Genomic DNA, 26,512 nt, shown 5'->3' with positions numbered 1-26,512 from the left:
GGAGGGTCATCGTGCTTCCGGCACTGCCCAGGACCTGCACTCCGAACCCGAGTCATCGTAGGTTCACGGACCGGTCACGGCGGTTGACGTGTGCCGTGCGCACGGCCGTTGCCGGGCGATGAGTGCGCATTGGGTCGTCTTACCGGCTTCGTGGTTATGGTCGATTTCGGAAGATCGCAGGAGCGAATCCGTTGGCATTCGCCAACCTTCGATATTTCGCGAGAAGGGGTGGCCGAGCGCGATGACGACACAGCACGACGGGGTGGCGGACGATGTGATCGCCGTTGTCGGATTGTCCTGCCGACTCCCGTCGGCGGCGGACCCGTCGGCGTTCTGGCGGTTGCTGAGCAGCGGCGCGAGCGCCATCGGCGACGCGCCGGAGGGGCGGTGGGACGACCGCCGCGGGGACGGTGGCGGCGACCTGCGCCGCGGTGGCTTCCTGCCCGCGCCGGACGCGTTCGACGCCGAGTTCTTCGGCATCTCGCCCCGCGAGGCGGCGGCCATGGACCCCCGGCAGCGGCTGGTCCTGGAGTTGGCCTGGGAGGCGTTGGAGGACGCGGGCATCCGTCCTGAGGGCTTGCGCGGCAGCCGCACCTCGGTGTTCGTCGGCACGCTGCGCGACGACTACGCCGGGCTGCTCGGGGACCAGTCGATCACCCAGCACACCATGACCGGTGTCAACAGGGGCGTCATCGCCAACCGCGTGTCGTACTTCCTCGGGCTGCGCGGTCCGAGCCTCACCGTGGACTCGGCCCAGTCGTCGTCGCTCGTCGCCGTGCACCTGGCGGTGCGCAGCATCCTGTCCGGCGAGTCCGACGCGGCGCTCGTCGCCGGCGTCCACCTCAACCTGTCCACCGAGGGCGCCATCGCCACCGAGCGATTCGGTGGGCTGTCCCCGGACGGCACCTCGTACGCCTTCGACGCGCGTGCCAACGGATTCGTGCGTGGGGAGGGCGGCGGTGTCGTCGTGCTGAAGCCGCTGGCCAGGGCACTGGCTGACGGCGACCGCGTGCACGGTGTCATCCTCGGCAGCGCGGTGAACAACGACGGCGCGACGCCCGGCCTCACCGTGCCCGACCGCAGCGCCCAGGAACAGGTCCTGCTCGATGCCCGGCGGCAGGCCGGGGTGACCGCGGACGACGTGCAGTACGTCGAGGCTCACGGCACCGGTACCCCCGTCGGCGACCCGATCGAGGCCGCCGCCCTCGGTGCGGCGCTCGGCGTGCACCGCACCACCCCGCTGCGCGTCGGCTCGGCCAAGACCAACGTGGGCCACCTGGAGGGCGCAGCCGGCATCGTCGGGCTGCTCAAGGTGCTGCTCGCGCTGCGGCACCGACAGCTGCCGCCGAGCCTCAACTTCGAGCACCCGAACCCCGACATCGACTTCGCCGCTCTCAACCTGGCCGTGCAGCGGGAGCTGACGCCGTGGCCGAACCCGGAGCGCACCCTCGTCGCGGGCGTCAGCTCAATCGGTGTGGGCGGCACCAACGCGCACGTCGTGGTCGCCGAGGCGCCGATCCCGGCGGAGCGGCCCACCGACAAGGGAGGCCACCCGGCGCTGGCCTGGGTGGTGTCGGCCCGGACGCCGGAGGCGCTGCGCGGCCAGGCCGAACGGCTACGCGGCACCGCAGCGAACCTGGACGCCGCCGACGTCGCGCACTCCCTGGTCGCCACCCGCACCGCGTTCGACCACCGCGCCGTCGTGGTCGGCGAGGACCGCGACGCGCTCCTGGAGGGCCTGGACCGGATCGCGGCCGGCCTGCCGTCCGCGGACGTGGTCGCCGGTGACGCGCAGGACGGCCCACTCGCCGTGGTGTTCACCGGTCAGGGCGCGCAGCGCGTCGGCATGGGCTTGGAACTGCGTGCCGGGTTCCCGGTGTTCGCCGCCGCCTTCGACGAGGTCTGCTCCCACGTCGACCCGCTGCTGGGTCGCTCCCTGCGCGAGGTGGTCGAGTCCGGTGAGGGCCTGGACCGCACCGGGTACTCGCAGCCCGCCCTGTTCGCCGTGGAGGTCGCGCTCTACCGCCTGGTCGAGTCGTGGGGCGTGCGGCCGGACGTGGTCGCCGGCCACTCGGTCGGCGAGGTCGCCGCCGCCCACGTCGCCGGGGTGCTGTCGCTGCCGGACGCGGCGAAGCTCATCGTCAGCCGCAGCAGCCTGATGGAGGCGCTGCCGCCGGGTGGCGCGATGATCGCCCTGGAGGCCGCCGAGGACGAGGTCCTGCCGTTCCTCGTGGAGGGCGTCTCCATCGCGGCCATCAACAGCCCGAACGCGCTCGTGGTGTCCGGCGAGGAAGGTGCCGCGCTCGCCGTCGCCGCCCGGTTCGCGGAGTCGGGGCGCAAGACGAAGCGCCTGAACATGAGCATCGCGGCCCACTCGCCGCTCATGGACCCCGTGCTGGACGAGTTCCACGCCGTCGTGTCCTCGCTGACCTTCCACCGGCCCGTCATCGACGCCGTGTCCACGGTCACCGGCGACCTCGCGCACGAGTGGACCACGCCGGAGTACTGGGTGGCCAACATCCGCCGGGCGGTGCGCTTCCTCGACGCCGCCCGGGCGCTGGAGGCTCGCGGCGTGCGCACCGTGCTCGAACTCGGGCCGGACGGCGTGCTGTCCGGCATGGTCGCCGACTCGGTGCTCGACCCGAGCGCCGTGCGCGCCGTGTCCGCCCTGCGCAAGGGCCGCCCGGAGGCGAAGTCGCTGCTGGCCGCCCTCGCCACCGTGCACGTGCGCGGCGGCGGCGTCGACTGGGTGGCGGCGTTCGCCGGCTCCGGGGGCGAGCGGGTGGACCTGCCGACCTACGCCTTCCAGCGTCAGCGGTACTGGCCGGACACCATCCGCGAGGCGAGCGCGACCTCTCCGCTGTCCACCGGCACGGCGATGCGGCCGGTACCCGCTCCCCGCACCGTCGTCGACCGGGACCTCACCGAGCTGGTGCTCTCGCACACCGCGATCGTCCTCGGGCACGACGACCACCGGATGGTGGACCCGGGTCGCACGTTCGGCGAGCTCGGCTTCGACTCCCTGATGGGTGTCGAACTGCGCGACGCGCTGGCTGCCGCCACCGGTCGGCGACTGCCCGGCGGGCTGCTGTTCGACCACCCGACCCCGGCCGGGCTCATCGCGTTCCTGACCGGCGCCGCGGAGGACGACGAGGCCGTCACCGCCACCGCCGCGGACGAGCCGATCGCCATCGTCGGCGTCGCCTGCCGCTACCCCGGCGGCGTGGCCGGACCCGAGGACCTGTGGCGGCTCGTCGAGTCCGGTGGCGACGCGATCTCCGGGTTCCCTACCGACCGGGCGTGGGACGAGGACCTGTTCGACGCCGACGCGAGCAGCGGCGGCAAGAGCTACGTCCGCCACGGCGGGTTCCTGCACGACGCGGCCTCCTTCGACGCGGGCTTCTTCGGGATCGGTCCCCGGGAGGCGCTGGGCATGGACCCGCAGCAGCGGCTGCTGCTGGAAGCGACCTGGGAAGGGCTGGAGCGCGCGGGCCTGGACCCGACCGCGCTACGGGGTTCCCGCACCGGCGTGTTCGTCGGCGCCACCACCATGGACTACGGCCCGCGGATGCACGAGGCCGCCGAGGGCGTCGACGGCTACCTGCTCACCGGCACCACGCCGAGCGTGATGTCCGGCCGCATCGCGTACCAACTGGGTCTGGTCGGCCCGGCGCTCACCGTGGACACGGCGTGCTCGTCATCGCTGGTCGCGCTGCACCTCGCGGTGCGCTCGCTGCGCTCGGGCGAGTCGACGCTGGCCATCGCCGGCGGCGCGGCGGTGATGTCCAACCCGGGCATGTTCGTCGAGTTCTCCCGCCAGCGCGGCCTGGCCCCCGACGGCCGGTGCAAGTCGTTCGCCGCCGCCGCCGACGGCACCGCCTGGGCGGAGGGCGTCGGCGTGCTGGTCGTGGAGCGGTTGTCCGACGCCCGCCGCAACGGGCACCCGGTGCTGGCCGTCGTCCGCGGCACGGCGGTCAACCAGGACGGCGCCTCCAACGGCCTCACCGCGCCCAACGGCCCGTCGCAGCGCCGCGTCATCCGCCAGGCGCTGGCCGACGCGGGTCTGGGACCGTCCGATGTGGACGCTGTCGAGGCGCACGGAACGGGCACCGCGCTGGGTGATCCGATCGAGGCGCAGGCGTTGTTGGCGGTTTATGGGCAGGAGCGCGCGGTTCCGCTGTTCTTGGGGTCGTTGAAGTCGAACATCGGTCACGCTCAGGCTGCGGCGGGTGTGGGTGGTGTGATCAAGATGGTGGAGGCGATGCGGCACGGTATGCTGCCCCGCACGTTGCACGTGGACGAGCCGACTCCGCACGTGGACTGGTCGTCGGGCTCGGTGGAGTTGCTGACCGAGGCACGGCCCTGGCCGGAGGTCGACCGCCCGCGCCGGGCTGCGGTGTCGTCCTTCGGTATCAGCGGGACGAACGCGCACGTCATCATCGAGCAGCCGCCAGCCGAGGCGGAGCCGATCGACCAGCCGGTGACCGAGCCGGTGCCGTGGGTGGTGTCCGGTCGGGACGGTCAGGCGTTGCGCGCCCAGGCCGAGCGGCTGCGGTCGTTCCTCGCCGACCGCCCGGAGCTGTCACCGCTCGCCGTCGGTCACGCCCTGGCCGCCCGCACCGCGCTACCCGAGCGCGCCGTGGTCCTCGGCCGCGACCTGGACGACTTACTGGCCGGGTTGGACTCGGTGCGCGACGGCGCGGCCGCCCCCGGCGTCGTGACCGGCGTGGCGGGCAGGGGCAAGACCGCGTTCCTGTTCACCGGTCAGGGTGCGCAGCGACACGGCATGGGCCGCGAGCTGTACGCGACCTCGCCCGTGTTCGCCGCCGCCCTGGACGAGGTGCTCGCCGCCTTCGACGGCCACCTCGACCGACCGCTGCGCGAGGTGATCTTCGACGAGGGCGACGAGCTGCACGAGACCCGTTACACGCAGCCCGCGCTGTTCGCCGTCGAGGTGGCGCTGCACCGGCTGGCCGAGTGGCACGGCCTGGTCCCCGACCTGGTGGCGGGCCACTCGATCGGCGAGTTGGCCGCCGCGCACGTGGCGGGGGTGCTGTCCCTGGACGACGCGGCCAAGCTGGTCGCGGCCCGCGGCCGCCTGATGCAGCAGGCACGCGCCGGCGGCGTGATGGTCGCGGTCGAGGCGACCGCGGACGAGGTCGCGGAATCACTGGCGGGGCACGAGGACCGGGCGGCCGTCGCCGCGGTCAACGGCCCGTCGGCGGTGGTGCTGGCCGGTGACGCCGAGGTGGTCGAGGCGATCGCCGCGACCTGGCGGGGCCGCGGCAGGCGCACCCGCGCGCTGCGCGTCAGCCACGCGTTCCACTCGCCGCACATGGACGAGGTGCTGGAGGAGTTCCGCGCCGTCGCCGAGACCGTGACGTACCGCGAGCCGGTCGTACCGATCGTCTCCACGCTCACCGGCGACCTCGCCGACGTGCGCTCGGCCGACTACTGGGTCCGGCACGTCCGCGGCACGGTGCGCTTCCTGGACGCCGTCCGGTTCCTGGAGGCCGACGGCGTGCGGGTGCTCGTCGAGATCGGGCCCGACCCGGTGCTCACCGCGATGGCGCGGGAGTCCGTGACCGGTGAGGTGGAGGCCGTGCCGCTGATGCGGTCGGGCCGGTCCGAGACCGAGACGTTCCGCACCGGCCTGGCGACCGCGTTCGCCCACGGCGCGCCGGCCGACCTGAAGACGTTCTTCGGCCCGCAGCGGCACGTGGACCTGCCGACCTACGCGTTCCAGCGCAGCCGCTACTGGCTCGCCGCCACCCCGCGTCGTGACGACTCCGGCCACCCGCTGCTGACCACGTCGGTGGGCCTCGCCGACCGCGACGAGGTCGTCTTCACCGGCCGCTTCGCCGCCCGCGACCACCCCTGGCTGGCCGACCACCGGATCGGCGGCTCGGTGCTGTTGCCGGGCACCGCGTTCCTGGAGTTGGCGCTGGCCGCGGCCGAGCGGGTCGGCGCGGATCAGGTCGAGGAACTGGTCCTGGAGGCGCCGTTGGTGCTCGACGGGCCGGTGACCGTCCAGGTGGCGCTGGGCGAACCCACCGCCGAGGGGCGGCCGTTCACCGTGCACTCGCGCGCCGACGACGCCCCCGACTGGACGCGGCACGCGTCCGGTTACCTCGCCTCGGGCGCGGTGGCGGGGGAGGACCTGGTCGACTGGCCGTCCGCCGGCGCGGAGGCGCAGCCGCTGGAGGACGTCTACGACCGGCTCGCCGAACTCGGGTACGAGTACGGCCCGGCGTTCCAGGGCCTGACCGCGTGGTGGCGCGACGGCGAAGACCTGCTGGCCGAGGTGCGGCTGCCCACCGAGACCGCCGGGTTCGGCCTCCACCCGGCGCTGCTGGACGCCGTGCTGCACCCGCTGGTGCTGGCCGCGGCGGACGGCAGCCCGGCCGGCGAGATCCGGCTGCCCTACTCGTGGGGCCGGGTCGCGCTGCACTCCCGCGGGGTGACCGCCCTGCGGGCCCGGCTGTCCTGGACCGGCGCGGACACCGCCACCATCACCCTCGCCGACGCCGACGGCGCGGCCGTCGCCACGATCGGCGCGGTGGCGCTGCGCCCGGTGGCCCGGGACAAGGTCGGCCCTGGCCACCCGGTGTACGCGCTGAACTGGCCGCGCGTCGAGCGGCCGGCGCCGGGGGACGTGGACGACGTCGACGTGGTGCTCATGCCCGCGGGCGGCTCGGACGCCGCGGCGGCGCACGACGCCACCCACCGCGTCGCCGCCGCCGTGCGCGAGTGGCTGGCCCGGGAGGACGCCCGGGATCGCCTGGTGATCGTCACGCGCGGCGCGGTCGCGGTGCGGCCCGACGAGGGTGTCGCCGACCTGGCGAACGCCCCGGTGTGGGGCTTCGGCCGCGTCGTGCAGGCGGAGCACCCGGGCCGGGTCGTGCTGCTGGACCTCCCCGTCGACGAGGACCCCGATCGCTGGCTGCCGCTGGTGGCGGGATCTGACGAGCCGCAGCTGGCCGTGCGCGACGGTGAACTGCACGCCCCGCGCCTGACCCGTGCGCTGACCACCGTCGCCCCCGCCCTCGACCCGGAGGGCACGGTCCTGATCACCGGCGGCACCGGTGGCCTCGGCGCCCTCTTCGCCCGCCACCTCGTCACCGCGTACGGCGCCCGCCGCCTCGTGCTCACCAGCCGGCGCGGTCCCGCCACCCCCGGTGTCGCCGACCTCGTCGCCGACCTGGTCGCGCTCGGCGCGAGCGTGGAAGTGGTGGCGGCCGACGCGGCGAACCGGGCGGTGCTCGCCGAACTGCTCGCCGGCATCCCCGACGCCCACCCGCTCATCGCCGTGGTGCACACGGCGGGCGTGCTGGCCGACGGCACCGTGGAGCAGCTCACGGCCGAACGGATCGACCGGGTCCTGACGCCGAAGGTCGACGCGGCCCTGCTGCTGCACGAGCTGACCCAGGACCGGCCGCTCGCCGCGTTCGTGCTGTTCTCGTCCATCTCCGGCGTCGTCGGCATGGCGGGCCAGGCCAACTACGCCGCGGCCAACTCCTACCTCGACGCCCTCGCCGCTCACCGCCGCTCCCAGGGCTTGGCCGCCACCTCGCTCGCCTGGGGCCTGTGGGACGGCACGGTCGGCATGGGCGGCACGCTCACCGAGTCCGACGTGGCCCGGTGGACGCGGCTGGGCGTCGTGCCGCTCACCCCGGAGCAGGGCACCGCCATGTTCGACGCCGCGCTCGCCGGCGACGAAGCGTTGCTGGTGCCCGCCCGGCTGGACCTGGCGGCGCTGCGGGACGACCCGCCCGCCGTCGCGCGCTCCCTCGTGACGGCACGCCCGAAGAAGGCCGCCAAAGCGGAGTCGAACTGGGCGCGACGGATCGCGGCGCTGCCCGAGGCCGAGCGGACCGACGCGGTGCTGAACCTGGTCCGCTCGCTCAGCGCCGCCGCCGTGGGCCACGCCGACGCGGCCGCCATCGACCCCGCCAAGGCGTTCCGCGAACAGGGTTTCGACTCGCTGGCCGGCGTCGAGCTGCGCAACAAGCTCATCGCCGCGACCGGCGTGCGGCTCTCCGCCACCGCGGTGTTCGACCACCCGTCGCCCACCGCGCTCGCCGCGCACGTCCACCAGCAGGTGGCCGGCGCGCGTGAGAAGCCCGTGCCGAGCACCACGAAGGTCGACGCCGACGAGCCCATCGCCATCGTGGGCATGGCCTGCCGCTACCCCGGCGGCGTGCGATCGCCGCAGGACCTGTGGCGGCTGGTGGCCGACGGCGTGGACGGCATCACCGGGTTCCCGACGAACCGCGGCTGGGACCTCGACGCCCTCTACGACCCGGACCCGGACCACACCGGCACCTCGTACACCCGGCACGGCGGCTTCCTGCACGACGCCGACGTGTTCGACGCCGGGTTCTTCGGGATGTCGCCGCGCGAGGCCACGGCCACGGACCCGCAGCAGCGACTGCTGCTGGAGACCGCCTGGGAGACCTTCGAGTCCGCCGCCATCCCCCCGGAGACCCTGCGCGGTTCCCGCACCGGCGTGTTCGCGGGCGTGATGTACGACGACTACGCCTCGCGGCTGGCCACCGTGCCGGCCGAGTTCGAGGGCTTCCTGTTGGCGGGCAACCTCTCCAGCGTCGTCTCCGGCAGGTTGTCCTACGCCTACGGCCTGGAAGGGCCCTCGGTGACCGTGGACACCGCGTGCTCCTCGTCGCTGGTGGCGATGCACCTGGCCGCCAAGGCGCTGCGCGACGGCGAGGCGGACCTGGCCCTGGCGGGCGGCGTGACCGTGATGGCCGGACCCAACACCTTCGTCGAGTTCTCGCGGCAGCGTGGTTTGTCCGTTGACGGTCGGTGTCGGTCGTTTGCCGCGGGTGCGGAGGGTACGGGTTGGTCCGAGGGTGTTGGTTTGTTGTTGTTGGAGCGGTTGTCGGATGCGCGGCGTCATGGGCATCGTGTGTTGGCGGTGGTGCGTGGTAGTGCTGTGAATCAGGATGGTGCGTCGAATGGTTTGACCGCCCCGAATGGTCCGTCGCAGGAGCGGGTTATCCGTCAGGCGTTGGCCACGGCGGGTCTCCGTCCGTCCGATGTGGATGCTGTGGAGGCGCATGGGACGGGTACGCGTCTGGGTGATCCGATCGAGGCGCAGGCGTTGTTGGCCGCTTATGGGCAGGAGCGCCGGGTTCCGCTGTATCTGGGGTCGTTGAAGTCCAACATCGGTCATGCCCAGGCTGCGGCGGGTGTCGGCGGTGTGATCAAGATGGTCGAGGCGATGCGGCACGGTGTGCTGCCCCGCAGCCTGTACTCCGATGACCCCACGCCGCACGTGGACTGGTCGTCGGGCTCGGTCGAGCTGCTGACCGAGGCGCGGGAGTGGCCGGAAACCGGTCGCCCGCGCCGGGCGGGGGTGTCCTCGTTCGGTATCAGCGGCACCAACGCGCACGTCATCATCGAGCAGCCCCCGACCGAGCCTCTGCCCGACCGGGAGCCGGTCGACGCGCCGGTGGCCTGGGTCCTGTCCGCCAAGGACGATGCGGGTCTGCGGGCGCAGGCCGCGGCGCTGCGCGAGCACGCCGCCGCCGACCCCGCCCAGGACCCGGTGGACGTCGGCTTCTCACTGGCCACCGGTCGCGCCGTGCTGGAGCACCGGGCGGCGGTCGTCGGTGACCGGGACGGCCTGCTGCGCGCACTGGACGCGCTCGCCCGCGGCGAGGCGTCCCCGGCGGTGCTGCGCGCCGAGGGGCCGCGACCGGGCAAGGTCGCGTTCCTGTTCACCGGCCAGGGCAGCCAGCGGCTCGGCATGGGCCGCGAGCTGTACGCGACCGAGCCGGTGTTCGCCGCCGAGTTGGACGCCGTGTGCCGGCACCTGGACCCGGTCCTGGACCGGCCGCTCAAGCACGTGCTGTTCGCGCCCGCGGAATCGGCGGACTCGGCGCTGCTGGACCAGACCTCGTTCACCCAGGCCGCGCTGTTCGCCGTCGAGGTGGCCCTCTACCGGCTGGTCGAGTCCTACGGCCTGCGGCCGGACTACCTCCTCGGCCACTCCATCGGCGAGGTGATCGCCGCCCACCTGGCCGGGGTGCTCGACCTCGCGGACGCCGCGAAGCTCGTCGCCGCCCGAGGCCGCCTCATGCAGGCTGCCCGCGACGGCGGCGCGATGGTGGCCATCCAGGCCGGTGAGGAGGAAGTGCTCGCCTCGCTGGCAGGACGCGGGGACACCGTGGTCGTCGCGGGCGTCAACGGTCCGACGGCCACGGTGGTCTCCGGCGACGAGCAGGCCGTGGAAGAGGTCGCGGAGGTCTGGCGGAACGCGGGCCGCAAGGTCAAGCGCCTGCCGGTCAGCCACGCGTTCCACTCGCCGCACATGGACGGCGTGCTCGACGAGTTCCGCGCCGCCATCGCCGAGCTGACCTTCCACGAGCCGCGCGTCCCGGTCATGTCCAACGTGACCGGCACGCTCGCCACCACCGGTCAGCTCACCTCGCCCGACTACTGGGCCGAGCACGTGCGCTCGGCGGTGCGGTTCTCCGACGGCGTGCGGTTCCTAGAGTCCGCTGGCGTCACCGACTACCTGGAGGTCGGGCCGGACGGCGTGCTGTCGGCGCTGGCCCGCGACTCCGTCACGGGACCGGTGGGCGCCGTGGCACCGGTGCTGCGCTCGGGCCGCCCGGAGGGCGTCACCGCGCTGACCGCGATCACCGCGCTGCACGTGCGAGGTCACGCCGCCGATGCGGCGCGGCTGTTCCGAGGCGGTCGACGCGTCGACCTGCCCACCTACCCGTTCCGGGGTGAGCGCTACTGGCTCGACGCCCCGGTCGGCGCGGGCGATGCCGTCGGCCTCGGCGTGACCGGCGCGGAACACCCCCTGCTGGGCGCGGTGGTCGGCCTCGCGGGCCGCGACGAGGTCGTGTTCACCGCACGGCTGTCCCGCCACAGCCACCCGTGGCTGGTCGACCACGCCGTGCGCGGCTCCGTCCTGGTGCCGGGCACCGCGTTCGTGGAGATGCTGGTCCGCGCGGGCGAGCAGACCGGGTGCGACGAGGTCGAGGAGCTGACCGTGGCCGCGCCGCTGCTGCTGCCCGAGCGCGGCGGCGTGCAGGTGCAGCTGGCGGTCGGCGCGCCCGACGCGGCCGGTCGCCGCGAGGCGCAGATCCACTCCCGGGTGGACGAGGACGAGCCGTGGACCGCGCACGTGACCGCGGTGCTCGCCCCGGCCACCACCCCGGTGACCGAGGGGCTGGCGCAGTGGCCGCCGGCGGCCGGTGAGGTGGACCTCGACGGCGTCTACGACCGGCTCCGCGAGCACGGCTACGACTACGGTCCCGCCTTCCGCAACCTGCGCCGGGTGTGGCGGGGCGAGGGCGAGCTGTTCGCCGAGGTCGAGCTGGAGCGGGAGCGGCGCGGTGACGCGTTCAGCCTGCACCCGGCCCTGTTGGACGCCGCGCTGCACGCTCTGCTGCCGGGTGTCGCGACCGGTGCCGGCCCCACGTGGCTGCCGTTCGCCTGGAGCGGCGTGCGGGTGGCCGCCGCGGGCGCGGTGGCCCTGCGGGTGCGGCTGTCGATCACCGCGTCGGCCGAGGACTCGCAGACCGTGTCATTGGTGGTGGCGGACGGCTCCGGAGCGCCGGTCGCGACTGCCGACTCGCTGGTGCTGCGCCCGCTGTCGGCTGCCGGGCAGGCCGCCGACGGTCTGTTCGTGCCGCGGTGGGTACCCGCGCCGGACGCGACCGCCGATGCCGCGGTGACCGTCGAGCGGGTGTCGTCCGGCACGCCGGGCGAGGTCGTGCACAGCGTGCTGGCCACCCTTCGGCGGTGGCTGGCGGAGGAGTCCGGGCAGTTGGCGGTGGTGCTGCGGTCGGACGACCCGGCCCACGCCGCGCTGCGCGGCCTGGTGCGGACCGCGCAGACCGAGCACCCCGGCCGGTTCGTGCTCGCCGAGACCGACGACGACCCGCGCTCGACGGCGCGGTTGGACGCGGCGCTGCGCACCGGTGAACCGCAGGTCGCCGTCCGTGCCGGCGAGGTGTTCGTGCCGCGGCTGGTGCGGGCAGCCGGCGAGCAGGGGTCCGCGCCGGACTGGAAGCGCGGGACGGTGCTGATCACCGGCGGCACCGGCGTGCTGGGCGCGGTGCTGGCCCGGCACCTGGTGGTCGAGCACGGCGCCACCGATCTGCTGCTGCTCAGCAGGCGCGGCCCGGCAGCCCCCGGCGCGGCGGAACTGGTGGCCGAGTTGACCTCGCTCGGCGCGGTGGTCGACGTGACGGCCTGCGACGTCACCGACCGCGGTTCGCTGGCGGCGGCCATCGGGGACCGGCGGCTGGGCGCCGTCGTGCACACCGCCGGCCTCACCGACGACGGCGTGCTCACCGCGCTCGACGCCGAGCAGGTCGACCGGGTGCTGCGGCCCAAGGTGGACGCGGCCTGGCACCTGCACGAGTTGACCCGTGAGCAGGACCTGAGCGCGTTCGTCGTGTACTCGTCGGTCGCGGGCCTGCTGGGCACGGCGGGGCAGGCCAACTACGCCGCCGCCAACACCTGGCTCGACGGCCTGGCCGAGCACCGGCGCGCGCTGGGGTTGCCCGGCACGTCGCTGGCGTGGGGCCTGTGGGCCGAGGCCAGCGAGCTGAGCGGCCACCTGGCCGAGGTGGACCTGCGTCGGCTCGCCCGGTCGGGGCTCAAGCCGCTGGGCAGCGCCGAGGCGATGGCGCTGTTCGACGCCGCACTCGCGCGGCCCGAGCCGGTGTTCGCGGTGACCAAACTGGACACCAAGGCGTTGCGCGCCCTTGGTGACGAGCAGCCCGTGCTGCTGCGGGGCCTCGTGCGGGCACCGGCGCGGCGGGCGGCGGGCGCCACCGCGAACGGTGCCGAACCGGCGCTGCCACAGCGTCTGGCGCACCTGGACCGGAACGAGGGGCAGCGGGTGCTGATCGACCTCGTGCGGTCGAGGGTCGCCGCGGTGCTGGGACACGGAGACTCGGGCGCGGTCCCGGCCGACCGGGCGTTCCAGGAGCTGGGTTTCGACTCGTTGACCGCGGTCGAGCTGCGCAACCAGCTCAACGCCGTCACGGGCCTGCGGCTGCCGACCACGCTGGTGTTCGACCACCCGTCGCCCGCCGCGCTGGCCGCCCACCTGCACGACCAGCTCGCCGCCGACGACGAGCCGGACGTGCTGGCCGACCTGGACCGGTTGCGGAGCGCGATGCGCTCGGCCGCCGCCGACGCCGAGCACTCGGGCGCGATCGCCGACCGGCTGCGCGAGCTGCTCGACCTCGTGGCGGGCGACCCCCGCGACGAGGAGCGGGACGACCTGGAACTGGCCAGCGACGAGGACCTCTTCGCGCTGGTCGACGACTTCGACTAGGCGATTCGGCCGCACACTACTGGGGAGCGAGACACACGTGGCTGACGAGGCGAAGCTTCGCGAGTACCTCAAGAGGGCGATCGCGGATGCCCGGGACGCGCGCAGGAAGCTGCGCGAGCTGGAGGACAAGGACAGCGAGCCCATCGCCATCGTGGGCATGGCCTGCCGCTATCCGGGCGGTGTCCGGTCGCCGGAAAACCTGTGGCGGCTGGTCGAGGACGGGGTCGACGCGGTCGCCGGGTTCCCGACGAACCGCGGGTGGGACCTGGACCGGCTGTTCGACCCCGACCCGGACCAGGTCGGCACCTCCTACGCCCGCGAGGGCGGGTTCCTGCACGACGCCGACTTGTTCGACGCCGAGTTCTTCGGCATGTCGCCGCGTGAGGCGCTGGCGACGGACCCGCAGCAGCGGCTGCTGCTGGAAACGGCGTGGGAAGCCCTGGAGACGGCGGGGTTGCCCCCGTCGTCCGTGCGCGGCTCGCGCACCGGCGTGTTCACCGGCGTGATGTACAACGACTACGGTTCGCGGCCCCGGCTGTCCTCCCCGGACTTCGAGGGCTACCTGTTCAGCGGCAGCGCGGGCAGCATCGCGGCTGGTCGGCTGGCTTACACGTTCGGCCTGGAAGGACCCGCCGTCGCGGTGGACACGGCGTGTTCGTCGTCGTTGGTGGCGTTGCACCTGGCGGCGCAGTCGTTGCGGCAGGGTGAGTGTGAGTTGGCGTTGGCGGGTGGTGTGACCGTGATGTCGACACCTACCGCCTTCGTCGAGTTCTCGCGGTTGCGCGGCTTGTCCGTTGACGGTCGGTGTCGGTCGTTTGCGGCGGGTGCGGAGGGTACGGGTTGGTCTGAGGGTGTTGGTTTGTTGTTGTTGGAGCGGTTGTCGGATGCGCGGCGTCATGGGCATCGTGTGTTGGCGGTGGTGCGCGGTAGCGCGGTCAACCAGGATGGCGCGTCGAATGGTTTGACCGCACCGAATGGTCCGTCGCAGGAGCGTGTTATCCGTCAGGCGTTGGCGAGTGCGGGTCTGGGTCCGTCCGATGTGGATGCTGTGGAGGCTCATGGGACGGGTACGCGTCTGGGTGATCCGATCGAGGCGCAGGCGTTGTTGGCCGCTTACGGGCAGGAGCGCGCGGTTCCGCTGTACTTGGGGTCGTTGAAGTCCAACATCGGTCATGCCCAGGCCGCGGCGGGTGTCGGCGGTGTGATCAAGATGGTCGAGGCCATGCGGCACGGTGTGCTGCCTCCCACGTTGCACGTGGACGAGCCGACTCCGCACGTGGACTGGTCGTCGGGCTCGGTGGAGTTGCTGACCGAGGCGCGGCCCTGGCCGGAGGTCGACCGCCCGCGCCGGGCCGCCGTGTCGTCCTTCGGCTTCGGCGGCACCAACGCGCACGTCATCATCGAGCAGCCCTCGGAGCACGGGCCGGTCGAGGTCGGGCAGGTCGAAGCAGGGCAGCCTGACGCGGCGCCGGTCGAAGCCGTGCGGGTCGGGTCGGAGCCCGTGTCCGTCGTGCTGCCGGTGGTGCCCTTCGTGGTGTCCGGCCGGAGCGAAGCCGCGGCCCGCGCCCAGGCCGAACTGCTGTCCACCGCGGCGGGCTCGGACCTGGACGTGGCCTACTCGCTGGCAACCACCCGGCAGCCGTTCGCCTGGCGGGCGGTCGGCGTGGACCGCGTGCTCCGCGAACCGGCGCCCGTCGGCGAGGGCGGCACCGCGTTCCTGTTCACCGGTCAGGGCTCGCAGCGGGTCGGCATGGGCCTGGAGTTGGCACGGACCTTCCCGGTGTTCGCCGGCGCCCTGGACGAGGTCCTGGCCCGCTTCGACCTCCCGCTGCGCGAGCTCATAGCCTCCGGCGAGGGTTTGGACCGGACCGGCGCCGCACAGCCCGCGCTGTTCGCGGTCGAGGTCGCCTTGTTCCGGATGCTGGAGCACTGGGGCGTTCGGCCGGACCTGCTGGCCGGCCACTCGATCGGCGAGCTCGCCGCCGCGCACGTGGCGGGCGTGCTGTCGCTCGACGACGCGGCCACGCTGGTCGCGGCCCGCGGCCGGCTGATGCAGGCCCTGCCCGAGGGCGGCGCGATGGTTGCCGTGCAGGCGACCGAGGACGAGGTCCGGCCGCTGCTGGGCGACCGCGTGTCCATCGCCGCGATCAACGGCCCGACCGCGGTCGTGCTCTCCGGTGACGAGGACGCCGTCTCCGCCGCCGCCGCGACGTTCGCAGAGCGAGGTCGCCGGACCAAGCGGCTGCGGGTCAGCCACGCGTTCCACTCCGCCCACATGGACCCGATGCTGGTGGAGTTCCGGCTGGTCGCGGAAAACCTGACCTACCACCGCCCGGCCGTGCCGATCGTGTCCACCGTGACCGGCGCGCTCGCCGACCGGCTGACCGAGCCGGGCTACTGGGTCGAGCAGGTCCGCCAAGAGGTCCGTTTCGCGGACGCCGTGGCCACCTTGCGCGCGCAGGGCGTGACCAACGTGGTCGAGCTGGGTCCCGACAGCGTGCTGTCGGCCATGGCCGGCGACGGCGTGCCGCTGATGCGCGCGGGCCGGCCCGAGGCCGAGACCGCCATCGCGGCGCTCGCCGAGCTGCACGGTCGCGGCGTGGCCGTGGACTGGGAGGCGTTCTTCGCCGGCACCGGCGCCACCCGGGTGCCGCTGCCCACGTACCCGTTCCAGCGCGACCGCTACTGGCTGAGCCCCACCGCCGGTGGCGGGGACGTGGCGGCGGCCGGTCTCGACGACGCCCACCACCCGCTGCTCGGCGCGGTGGTCGAGGTCGCCGACGGCGGCTCTGTCGTGCTGACCGGCAGGTTGAGCGCCGACGGCTGGTTGGGCGACCACCGGGTCGCCGGCGCCGTCGTCGTGCCCGGCACGGCGCTGCTGGAGCTGGCGTTGCGCGCCGCGACCGAGGTGGGCTTGGAGCGGGTCGAGGAGTTGACCGTCACCGCGCCCCTGGTGCTGCCCGAGGGCGGGGCCGTGCAGGTGCAGCTGCTCGTGGGTGAGGCCGACGAACACGGCACGCGCACCCTGGAGGTGCACGCCCGCTCGGCCGGCCGCGCGTGGCAGCGGCACGCGACGGGCGCGCTCGCCACCGCGCCCGTCCCGGTGCCCGGCGACCTGGTGGTGTGGCCGCCGGAGGGCGCGACCGAAGTCGACTTGGACGGGGTCTACGAGCGCGTCGCCGAGGACGGCTACTCCTACGGCCCGGTGTTCCGCGGCCTGCGCCGCCTGTGGCGGCGCGACGGCGACCTGTTCGCCGAGCTCGCCCTGCCCGAGTCCGCCCGTGCCGAAGCCGCCGCGTTCACCGTGCACCCGGCGCTGCTCGACGCCGCCGCGCACCCGCTGCTGCCAGGCGTCGCCGACCCCGACCGGCAGGCGCTGCTGCCCTTCACGTGGTCGGGCGTGACAGTGGCGACGTCCGGCGCGACGGCTCTGCGGGCGCGGATCACCGCCACCGGGCCCGAGTCGGCGTCGATGGTGCTCGCCGACGAACTCGGCACGCCGGTGGCGGTCGTGGAGTCGTTGGCGCTGCGGCCGTTCAAGCTGGGCCCGGTCACCCGCGACACGCTGTTCGAGCCGCGCTGGACCCCGATCGCCGGCGGCACCCCGTCCGGCGCGGCGTTCGACATCATGCCGATCCCGTTGCCCGACACCGACGACGTGGTCGCCGCCGCACACACCGCGACCCGGCAGACCTTGGAGCTGGTGCGCGGGTGGCTCGCCGAGGACCGCGAGGGGCAGCTCGTCGTGCTGACCCGTGCGGGCGTGCTGGCGCACACCGCGGTGCGCGGATTGGTGCGCACCGCGCAGACCGAGCACCCCGGCCGGGTGGTGCTCGTCGAGACCGACGGCACCGACGCGTCCGGCGCCGCCTTGGACGCCGCGCTCGCGACCGGTGAACCGCAGCTGTCGCTGCGCGAGGGCGAGATCCGGGTGCCCCGCCTGGCCCGACGGGAACCGGCGGACTCCGCCACCGGCACGCCGTTCGCGGACGGCACCGTGCTCGTCACCGGCGCCACCGGCGTGCTGGGCGCCGTCCTCGCCCGGCACTTGGTGGTCGAGCATGGCGCCACCGATCTGCTGCTGGTCAGCAGGAGCGGCGCGGCGGCCCCCGGCGCGGCGGAGTTGACGGCCGACCTGACCGCCCTGGGCGCCGACGTCACGCTCGTCGCGTGCGACGTCGCCGACCGCGCGGCGCTGGCCGAACTGGTGGCGCGGCACCCGGTCAAGGCCGTCGTGCACACCGCGGGCGTGCTCGCCGACGGCGTGCTCGGATCGCTGACCGACGAGCAGGTCACGGCCGTGCTGCGGCCCAAGGTGGACGCGGCCTGGAACCTGCACGAGGTCACGCGCGACCTCGACCTGTCCGCGTTCGTCCTGTACTCGTCGCTGGCGGGTCAGCTGGGCAACGCCGGGCAGGCGAACTACTCGGCGGCCAACACCTGGCTCGACGGCCTGGCCGAGCACCGACACGAGCTGGGCCTGCCCGCCACGTCGCTGGCATGGGGCCTGTGGGCGCAGGCCAGCGACATCACCGGTCACCTGGCGGACGTGGACGTCAAGCGGATCGAGCGGACAGGTCTGCTCGCGCTGTCCACCCAGGACGCCCTGGCCTCGTTCGACGTCGCGCTCGCCCTGCGTGCACCGGTGGTCGCCATCACCGGCGTCGACCCGGCCACGCTGGGCGCGCTGGGGGAGGACGCCCCCGTCGTCCTGCGCGGCCTCGTGCCGCCGACCCGTCGCACCCGCCGCACCGGCGGCTCCCTCGCCGAGCGGCTGGCCGGCCTCGCCCAGGCCGAACGCGACCGAGCCCTTGTGAACCTGGTCCGCGCCCAGGTGGCCGCGGTGCTCGGACACGCCGACGCAGGCGCGGTCCCGGCCGACCGGGCGTTCCAGGAGCTGGGTTTCGACTCGTTGACCGCGGTCGAGCTGCGCAACGAGCTCAACGCCGTCACGGGCCTGCGGCTGCCGACCACGCTGGTGTTCGACCACCCGTCGCCCGCCGCGCTGGCCGCGCACCTGTCGGGAGAGTTGTTCGGCGGCGCGCCGGAGGTGGTCGCCGCCGCCGTGACCGCCACGGACGACGATCCCATCGTCATCATCGGCATGGCCTGCCGGTACCCGGGCGGGGTGGGGTCCCCGCGCGAGCTGTGGGACCTCGTCGCGCAGGGCGTGGACGCGGTCTCGCCGTTCCCGACCAACCGCGGCTGGCCGGACCTGTACGACCCGGACCCGGACCACGCGGGTCGGTCCTACACCCGCGAGGGCGGGTTCCTGCACGACGCCGACTTGTTCGACGCCGAGTTCTTCGGGATGTCGCCGCGCGAGGCGCTGGCCACGGACCCGCAGCAGCGGCTGCTGCTGGAGACGGCCTGGGAGAGCCTGGAGAACGCCGGGGTGGACCCGGCCCGGCTGCGCGGTTCGCGGACCGGCGTGTTCACCGGCGTGATGTACCACGACTACGGCTCAGGGCTGGCCGAGACTCCCGAGGACCTGGAGGGTTACCTGGCCGGCGGCAAGCTGAGCAGCGTCGCGTCGGGTCGGGTGTCCTACACCTTCGGGTGGGAGGGGCCGGCGATCACCGTCGACACGGCGTGTTCGTCGTCGTTGGTGGCGTTGCACTTGGCGGCGCAGTCGTTGCGGCAGGGTGAGTGTGAGTTGGCGTTGGCGGGTGGTGTGACGGTGATGTCGACGCCGACCGCGTTCGTCGAGTTCTCGCGGCAGCGTGGTTTGTCCGTTGACGGTCGGTGTCGGTCGTTTGCCGCGGGTGCGGAGGGTACGGGTTGGTCTGAGGGTGTTGGTTTGTTGTTGTTGGAGCGGTTGTCGGATGCGAGGCGTCATGGGCATCGTGTGTTGGCGGTGGTGCGCGGTAGCGCGGTCAACCAGGATGGCGCGTCGAATGGTTTGACCGCCCCGAATGGTCCGTCGCAGGAGCGCGTTATCCGTCAGGCGTTGGCGAGTGCGGGTCTGCGCCCGTCCGATGTGGATGCTGTCGAGGCGCATGGGACGGGTACGCGTCTTGGTGATCCGATCGAGGCGCAGGCGTTGTTGGCCGCCTATGGGCAGGAGCGCCGGGTTCCCCTCTATTTGGGGTCGTTGAAGTCGAACATCGGTCACGCCCAGGCCGCGGCCGGTGTGGGCGGTGTGATCAAGATGGTGGAGGCGATGCGGCACGGTGTGCTGCCCCGCAGCCTGTACTCCGATGACCCCACGCCGCACGTGGACTGGTCGTCGGGCTCGGTCGAGTTGTTGACCGAGGCGCGGCCCTGGCCGGAAACCGGTCGTCCGCGCCGGGCGGGGGTGTCCTCGTTCGGTATCAGCGGCACCAACGCGCACGTCATCATCGAGCAGCCACCAGCCGAGGTGGAGCCGACCGCCGAGGTGGACCTGTCGGTCGCCCCCTGGGTGCTGTCCGGTCGAAACCCCGAAGCGGTGCGCGAACTGGCCCGCAGGCTGGCGACGGTGGACGCCCGCGACCTGGACGTGGCCTTCACCCTCGCCACGGCGCGGTCCGCGCTCCCGCACCGGGCTTCGGTGGTGCGCCGCGACGACCTGGCGTCAGTGGAACCCGTCGTCGCCGCCGAGGGCCGGACCGCGTTCGTGTTCACCGGTCAGGGTTCGCAGCGGGTGGGCATGGGGCTTGAGCTCGCGCGGTACTTCCCAACGTTCGCGGCGGCCTTCGACGAGGTGTGCACCGCGCTGGACCCGTTGCTGGACCGGCCGTTGCGGGCGGTGATCGACTCCGGCGAGGGGTTGGACGACACCGGTTGGGCGCAGCCGGCCATCTTCGCGGTCGAGGTGGCGCTCTTCCGGCTGGTGGAGTCCTGGGGCGTGCGACCGGATTTCGTGGCCGGTCACTCCATCGGTGAGATCGCGGCGGCCCACGTCGCCGGGATGTTCGACCTGGAGGACGCGGCGAAGCTGGTGGCGGCGCGCGCCACGTTGATGCAGGCCTTGCCGCCCGGCGGTGCGATGGTCGCCGTGCAGGCCGCCGAGGACGTCGTCCGGTCACTGCTGGAGTCCGGTGTGGACATCGCCGCGGTCAACGGCCCGACCTCCGTCGTGCTCTCCGGTGACGAGGGCGCCGTGCTGAGGGTCGTCGAGGCCCTCGGCGCCCGGTCGAAGAGGCTCACCGTCAGCCACGCGTTCCACTCCGCGCACATGGACCCGATGCTCACCGGCTTCCGCGAGATGGTCGAAGGGCTCACCTACCACGAGCCCGCTGTCCCGGTGGTCTCCACGGTGACGGGCGAACCGGCCGAGAAGATGACCACCCCGGAATACTGGGTGGCGCAGGTCCGCAGCACGGTGCGGTTCGCCGACGCGGTGCACGCCCTGGTCGGCCTGGGCGTGACCACGCTGGTCGAGCTGGGTCCCGATGCCGTGCTGTCGGCCATGGCCCCGGCCATCACCGCCGACGCGGCCGCCGTGCCGCTGCTGCGCCGCACCCGATCCGAGCCCGAGGCGGTCGCCGCGGCCCTGGGCGCCCTGCACACCCGCGGCGTGGCCGTCGACTGGTCGGCGTACTTCCGCGGCTCGGGCGCACGGCGGGTCGACCTGCCGACCTACCCGTTCCAGCACGAGCGGTACTGGCTGGAGTCCGCGCCTGCCTCCGTGCGCGTCTCCGGGCACCCGCTGCTCGGCCCGGCCACCGCGGTCGCCGGGGCGGATCGGGTGCTGTTCACCGGTCTGCTCGAAGGCGGCTCCTGGCTGGCCGACCACCTGGCGGTGCCGCCCGCGGCGTTCGTGGAGATGGCGATCCAGGCGGGCGACAAGCTCGGCGCCCCGGTGTTGGCGGAGCTGGAGACCGACCTGCCGCTGACGCTCCCCGCCCATGTGCAGCTGTCCGTGGACGTGGCCGACCAGGACGGCCGGCGGGCCTTCACCGTCTACGCGCGGCCGGACGTCGAGGACGCGGCGTGGACCGCGCACGCCACCGGTGTGCTTGCCGCGAACGGCGGGGACGAGCCCGCGGTCATGGGCGCCGGCACGCCCGTGCGGCTGCCCGACGCGTTCGCGGGGGAGGCCGGCGCGTACGGCCTGCACCCGGTTCTGCTCGACCTGGCGGCGCCGAGCGTCGTTGGCGGGACGACCGTCCGGGTGCCGACGACCTGGCGCGGGGTGCGGCTGCACGCCGCGCACGCCGAAGCCGTCGAGGTCCACCTGCGGCACGTCGGAGGTGACACCGCGTCCCTCGTCCTCGCCGACGCCACCGGTCGCCCGGTGCTCACCGCCGAGGCGGTCGAGTTCCGCGACATCCCGGTCGAGCGGTTCGCCGCCCGGTCGCCGCTGCGCGCACTGACCTGGGCGGAGGTGTCCGCCGAAGCCGGCACCCCGGCCGAGGTGGTCCGCCTGGAGGTCGGCTCGGGTGACCCGGTCGCCGCCGCCCACCTGGCCGTGGCGCGGGCGCTGGAACTGGTGCGCGAGCAGTCCGCCCCGTTGGTCGTGGCGACGAGCGGCGCGGTCGCGGTGGCCGACGAGGACGTCGACCTCGCCGCCGCGGCGGCCTGGGGCCTGCTGCGCTCAGCCCAGTCCGAGCTGCCCGAGGGCAGCCTGATCCTGGTGGACACCGACGGCGACGTGCTCGTACCCGCCGGCGAGGTCCAGGTGGCGGTGCGCGGCGGTCGGGTGTTCTCACCGCGCCTCACCCCGGTGGAGCCCGCCGGCGGCGGGACGGTCTGGGGAGGCACGGCACTGGTCACCGGCCCGCTGGGCGGACTGGTCGCCCGGCACCTGGTCGAGGCGCACGGTGTTCGCAAGGTGGTGCTGGTCGACGCCGAGGCGCCGGGGTTGGCCGCCGAGACCGTGTCGGCGACGTGGGACGGGTTGGCCGCCGCGGTGGCAGAGCACCGGCCTACCGCCGTCGTGCACACGGCCGGCGAGCAGAACGACGGCCCGCTGCGGGCGGTCACGTCCGACGCCCTGGCCGCCGCGCTCGAACCCGGCGTGGACCACGCCTGGCGGCTGCACGAGCTGCTTCCCGACGTCACCGCGTTCGTGCTGTTCTCCTCCACCGCCGGCGTGCTCGGCGCACCCGGCCGGGCCGGGGACGCCGCCGCCGCGTCGTTCACCGACGCCCTGGCCCGTCACCGCGCGGCCCTCGGGCTCCCTGCGGTGGCGGTCGCGTTCGGTCCGCGCGGTGGTGTACCGGGCTTCCCGGCCGTCTCCGACGAGGAGCTGCCCGGCCTGCTCGACGCCGCGGTGGGTGCCGGGCACCCTGTGGTGGTGGCCGCGCCGCTCGACGTGGCGGCACTCCGCGCCTCGGAACGCGTACCGGTCCCGCTGCGGGTCGGCCTGGCGCCCCGGCGGCGCTCGGCCGACGACGGCCAGGCCGCATCGCTGGTGGCGTCGTTGGCCGGCCTGGAGGCGGACGAACGCCGGGACGTCGTACTGGACCTCGTCCGCCGCGAGGTGGCCGCGGTGCTGGGGCAGAAGGATCCGGCCGCGATCGGCGAGCAGCGGCCGTTCCAAGAGCTGGGCTTCGACTCGCTGACCGCCGTCGAGCTGCGCAACCGACTGGCCGCGGCAACGGGCGTGGCGCTGCAGGCGACGCTGGTGTTCGACCACCCGACGCCTGCCGCGCTCTCCGACCACGTGCTCGGCGTGCTCGCGCCCGCGGCGGACGAGTCCGTGCTGTCCGAACTCGACCGGCTCGAGTCCCTGCTCGACGGCGTGGCCGGGAAGGACGACCAGCGCGACGAGATCACGGCGCGGCTGCGCACCATGCTGTCCCGCTGGACCTCCCAGCTCGGCGCGCCGCCCGCGGACGACGGCTCCGCGGTGGCGCTCGAATCCGCGTCGGCCGCCGAACTGTTCGACTTCATCGACAACGAACTCGGTCGCGCCGCCGACCGGTCCGCCTGATCCGCACCGGGAGATATCGGCGATGTCCAACGAACAGAAGATGGTCGAGTACCTGAAGTGGGTCACGGCCGACCTGAAGAAGGCGCGGCAGCGCATCGAGGAGCTGGAGGCGGGCGGCACCGAGCCGATCGCGATCGTCGCCATGGCGTGCCGCTACCCGGGCGGCGTGTCCTCGCCCGAGGACCTGTGGCGGCTGGTGCTGGAGGGCGGCGACGGCATCACCGCGTGGCCGGACGACCGCGGCTGGGACGTGGACGCGCTCTACGACCCGGACCCGACGCGCACCGGCACCTCCTACACCGATCAAGGCGGGTTCATCGCCGACGCGACGAGCTTCGACGCCGGGTTCTTCGGCATCTCGCCGCGCGAGGCGCTGTCGATGGACCCGCAGCAGCGGGTGCTGCTGGAGACCGCCTGGGAGCTGTTCGAGCGTGCGGGCCTCGACCCGACGACCCTGCGCGGCAGTTCGACGGGCGTGTTCGCCGGAGTGGGGGAGCAGACCTACCTGGGTCTGGACGGCCCGGCGGAGCTGGAGGGCTACCTCATGACGGGCAAGCTCAGCAGCGTCGCGTCCGGTCGGGTGTCCTACACGTTCGGGTTGGAGGGGCCGGCGGTCACGGTGGACACGGCGTGCTCGTCCTCGCTGGTGGCCATGCACCTGGCGGCGCAGTCCCTGCGGCAGGGCGAGTCCACCCTGGCCGTCGCGGGCGGGGCCACCGTGTACGGCCACCCCGGCGGCTACGTCGACTTCTCCCGCCAGCGCGGGCTGGCCGCCGACGGCCGCTGCCGCTCGTTCTCCGCCGACGCGAACGGCACCGGCTGGTCCGAGGGCGTCGGCTTGGTGCTGTTGGAGAAGCTGTCCGACGCGCGCCGCAACGGGCACCCCGTGCTGGCGGTGCTGCGCGGCAGCGCGGTCAACCAGGACGGCGCCTCGAACGGTCTCACCGCGCCCAACGGTCCCTCGCAAGAACGCGTCATCCGCGCCGCCTTGGCCAACGCCCGGCTGTCCCCGGTGGACGTCGACGTGGTCGAGGCGCACGGCACGGCGACGCGCCTGGGTGACCCGATCGAGGCCACCGCGCTGCTGAACACCTACGGCAGGGACCGCCCGACGCCCCTGTACCTGGGGTCGCTGAAGTCGAACATCGGCCACTCGGTCGCCGCAGCCGGTATCGGCGGTGTGATCAAGGCGGTCATGGCTGTCCGCCACGCCACTCTGCCCAAGACCCTGCACGTCAGCGAGCCAACGCCGTTCGTGGACTGGTCGGCGGGCTCTGTCGAGCTGCTCACCGAGAACCGCCCGTGGCCGGAGACCGGCAGGCCGCGACGGGCGGGCGTGTCGTCGTTCGGCGTGAGCGGCACCAACGCGCACGTCATCCTGGAGCAGGCCCCCGTGGTCGAGGAGCCCGAGCCGGTTGCCCCGGAGGTGCGCCTCCCGGTGGTGCCGTGGGTGCTGTCGGGCCGTTCGCCCGAGGCGCTGCGGGTCCAGGCCGATCGGTTGCGCGACTTCACCGCCGAAACGGCCCCCGACCCGCTGGACGTGGCCTTCTCGCTGGCCACCACGCGCGTTGCGCTGGAGCACCGGGCCGTGGTCGTCGGCGCGGACCGGGAGGCACTGCCGGCCGGTCTGGACACCGTCGCCCCGGCCACCCGCGTCAACGGCCGGACCGCGTTCGTGTTCACCGGTCAGGGTTCGCAGCGGATCGGCATGGGTTTGGAGCTGGCGAAATCCTTCCCGGCGTTCGCGGCGGCTTTGGACGCGGTGTGTGCCGTGTTGGACCCGTTGTTGGACCGGCCGTTGCGGGAGGTGATCGCCACCGGTGAGGGGTTGGACGACACCGGTTGGGCGCAGCCCGCGATCTTCGCGGTCGAAGTGGCGTTGTTCCGGCTGTTGGAGTCCTGGGGCGTGCGCCCCGATCTGGTGGCCGGCCACTCCGTCGGTGAGATCGCGGCGGCCCACGTCGCCGGGGTGTTCGACCTGGAGGACGCGGCGAAGCTGGTGGCGGCGCGCGCCACGTTGATGCAGGCCTTGCCGCCAGGGGGCGCGATGGTCGCCGTGCGCGCCACCGAGGCCGAGGTGCTGCCGCTGCTGATCGCCGGCGTCGACGTCGCCGCGGTCAACGGACCCACCTCCGTCGTGCTCTCCGGTGACGAGGACGCCGTCCTGGCGGTCGCCGCGCGGCTTGCCGAGCGGAGCCGCAAGACCACCAGGCTCACCGTCAGCCACGCCTTCCACTCCGCGCACATGGACCCGATGCTCGCCGACTTCCGCGAGGTCGTCGAAGGGTTGACCTTCCACCGCGCGGCGCTGCCCGTCGTCTCGGCCCTGACGGGCGCGGTCACCGACGCGCTCACCGACGCCGACCACTGGGTGCGGCACGTTCGGGAGCCGGTCCGCTTCGCCGACGCCGTGCGCGCCCTGGCCGACGCGGGCGCCACCGCCTTCGTCGAGATCGGTCCGGACGCGGTGCTGACCGCCCTGGTCGGCGAGGTGCTCGGCGACCGGGCCCAGGCGGCGGTGCCCGTGCTGCGCCGCACCACGCCCGACGCCGAGGCGCTGATCACCGGGCTGGGCAGGCTGCACGCCCACGGCGTCGACGTCGACTGGTCCTCGTTCTTCGCGGGTACCGGCGCCCGCCGGATCGACCTGCCGACCTACGCCTTCCAGCGGTCCCGCTACTGGGTGCGGAACGAGGAGGCGGCGAACACCGCCGCCCTGGGCGTGCGCGCGGCCGAGCACCCGATGCTGGGCGCGGCCGTGACGGTGGCCGACACCGGCGACGTGCTGCTCACCGGCCTGCTGTCGCCCAAGGCGCAGCCGTGGCTGGCCGATCACGACGTCGTGCCGGGCGTCGTGCTGCTCGAACTGGCGATCCGCGCGGGCGACGAGGTCGGTTGCACGGTGGTGGACGAACTGGTCGCCCACACGCCCTTGGTGCTCGACGGCAAGGCCAGCGTGCAGCTCCAGGTGCGGGTCGGCCCGGCGGGCGACGACGGCGCGCACCCGCTGTCCGTGCACGCCCGCCCCGGCGACTCGGACGGCTCGTGGACGCTGCACGCCACCGGCTCGGTGAGCCTGGGCACGACGGCGGCGGCGTTCGACCAGGACGCCGCCGCGGCCGAGGTGGAGCTGCCGGAGCACCTGGTCGGCGAGGCCGGCGCGTACGGCCTGCACCCGGTGCTGCTGGAGGCCGCGCTGCGGGTGGGCGTGGACGGCGAACCGGTCCGCTGGCGGTCCGTGCGGCTGCACGCGACGGGCGCGACGGCGCTGCGCGTCCGCCAGATCCCCGGCGCGGACGGCGAGGTGGCGCTGCTGCTGT

The 26,512-nt window shown here is 74.0% G+C and carries 2 protein-coding genes and 1 pseudogene; all 3 read left to right on the top strand.

Going from position 1 to position 26,512, the window contains the following annotated elements:
* The first annotated feature begins 241 nt into the window (after window positions 1-241).
* Window positions 242-13,330, top strand: coding sequence for an SDR family NAD(P)-dependent oxidoreductase (locus ACFQ3T_RS03655; RefSeq protein WP_380719715.1), 13,089 nt, complete (start codon window positions 242-244; stop codon window positions 13,328-13,330).
* A gap of 37 nt (window positions 13,331-13,367) precedes the next feature.
* On the top strand, window positions 13,368-23,192 hold the full coding sequence (locus tag ACFQ3T_RS03650) for an SDR family NAD(P)-dependent oxidoreductase (protein ID WP_452603475.1): 9,825 nt from the start codon (window positions 13,368-13,370) through the stop codon (window positions 23,190-23,192).
* 61 nt (window positions 23,193-23,253) lie between these two features.
* Window positions 23,254-26,512: pseudogene (locus ACFQ3T_RS03645) on the top strand (type I polyketide synthase); the annotation flags it as partial.

This window comes from Saccharothrix hoggarensis (assembly GCF_042678885.1).
In the GTDB taxonomy this organism is placed as follows: Bacteria; Actinomycetota; Actinomycetes; order Mycobacteriales; family Pseudonocardiaceae; genus Actinosynnema; species Actinosynnema hoggarensis.
Note: the sequence above shows the minus strand (reverse complement) of the source record. Positions and strands in the feature narration are given on the sequence as shown.

What these genes read in the sequence shown, in the direction of transcription:
- ACFQ3T_RS03655 (WP_380719715.1), top strand. Translation starts at nt 242, where the DNA reads ATGACGACACAGCACGACGGGGTGGCGGACGATGTGATCGCCGTTGTC.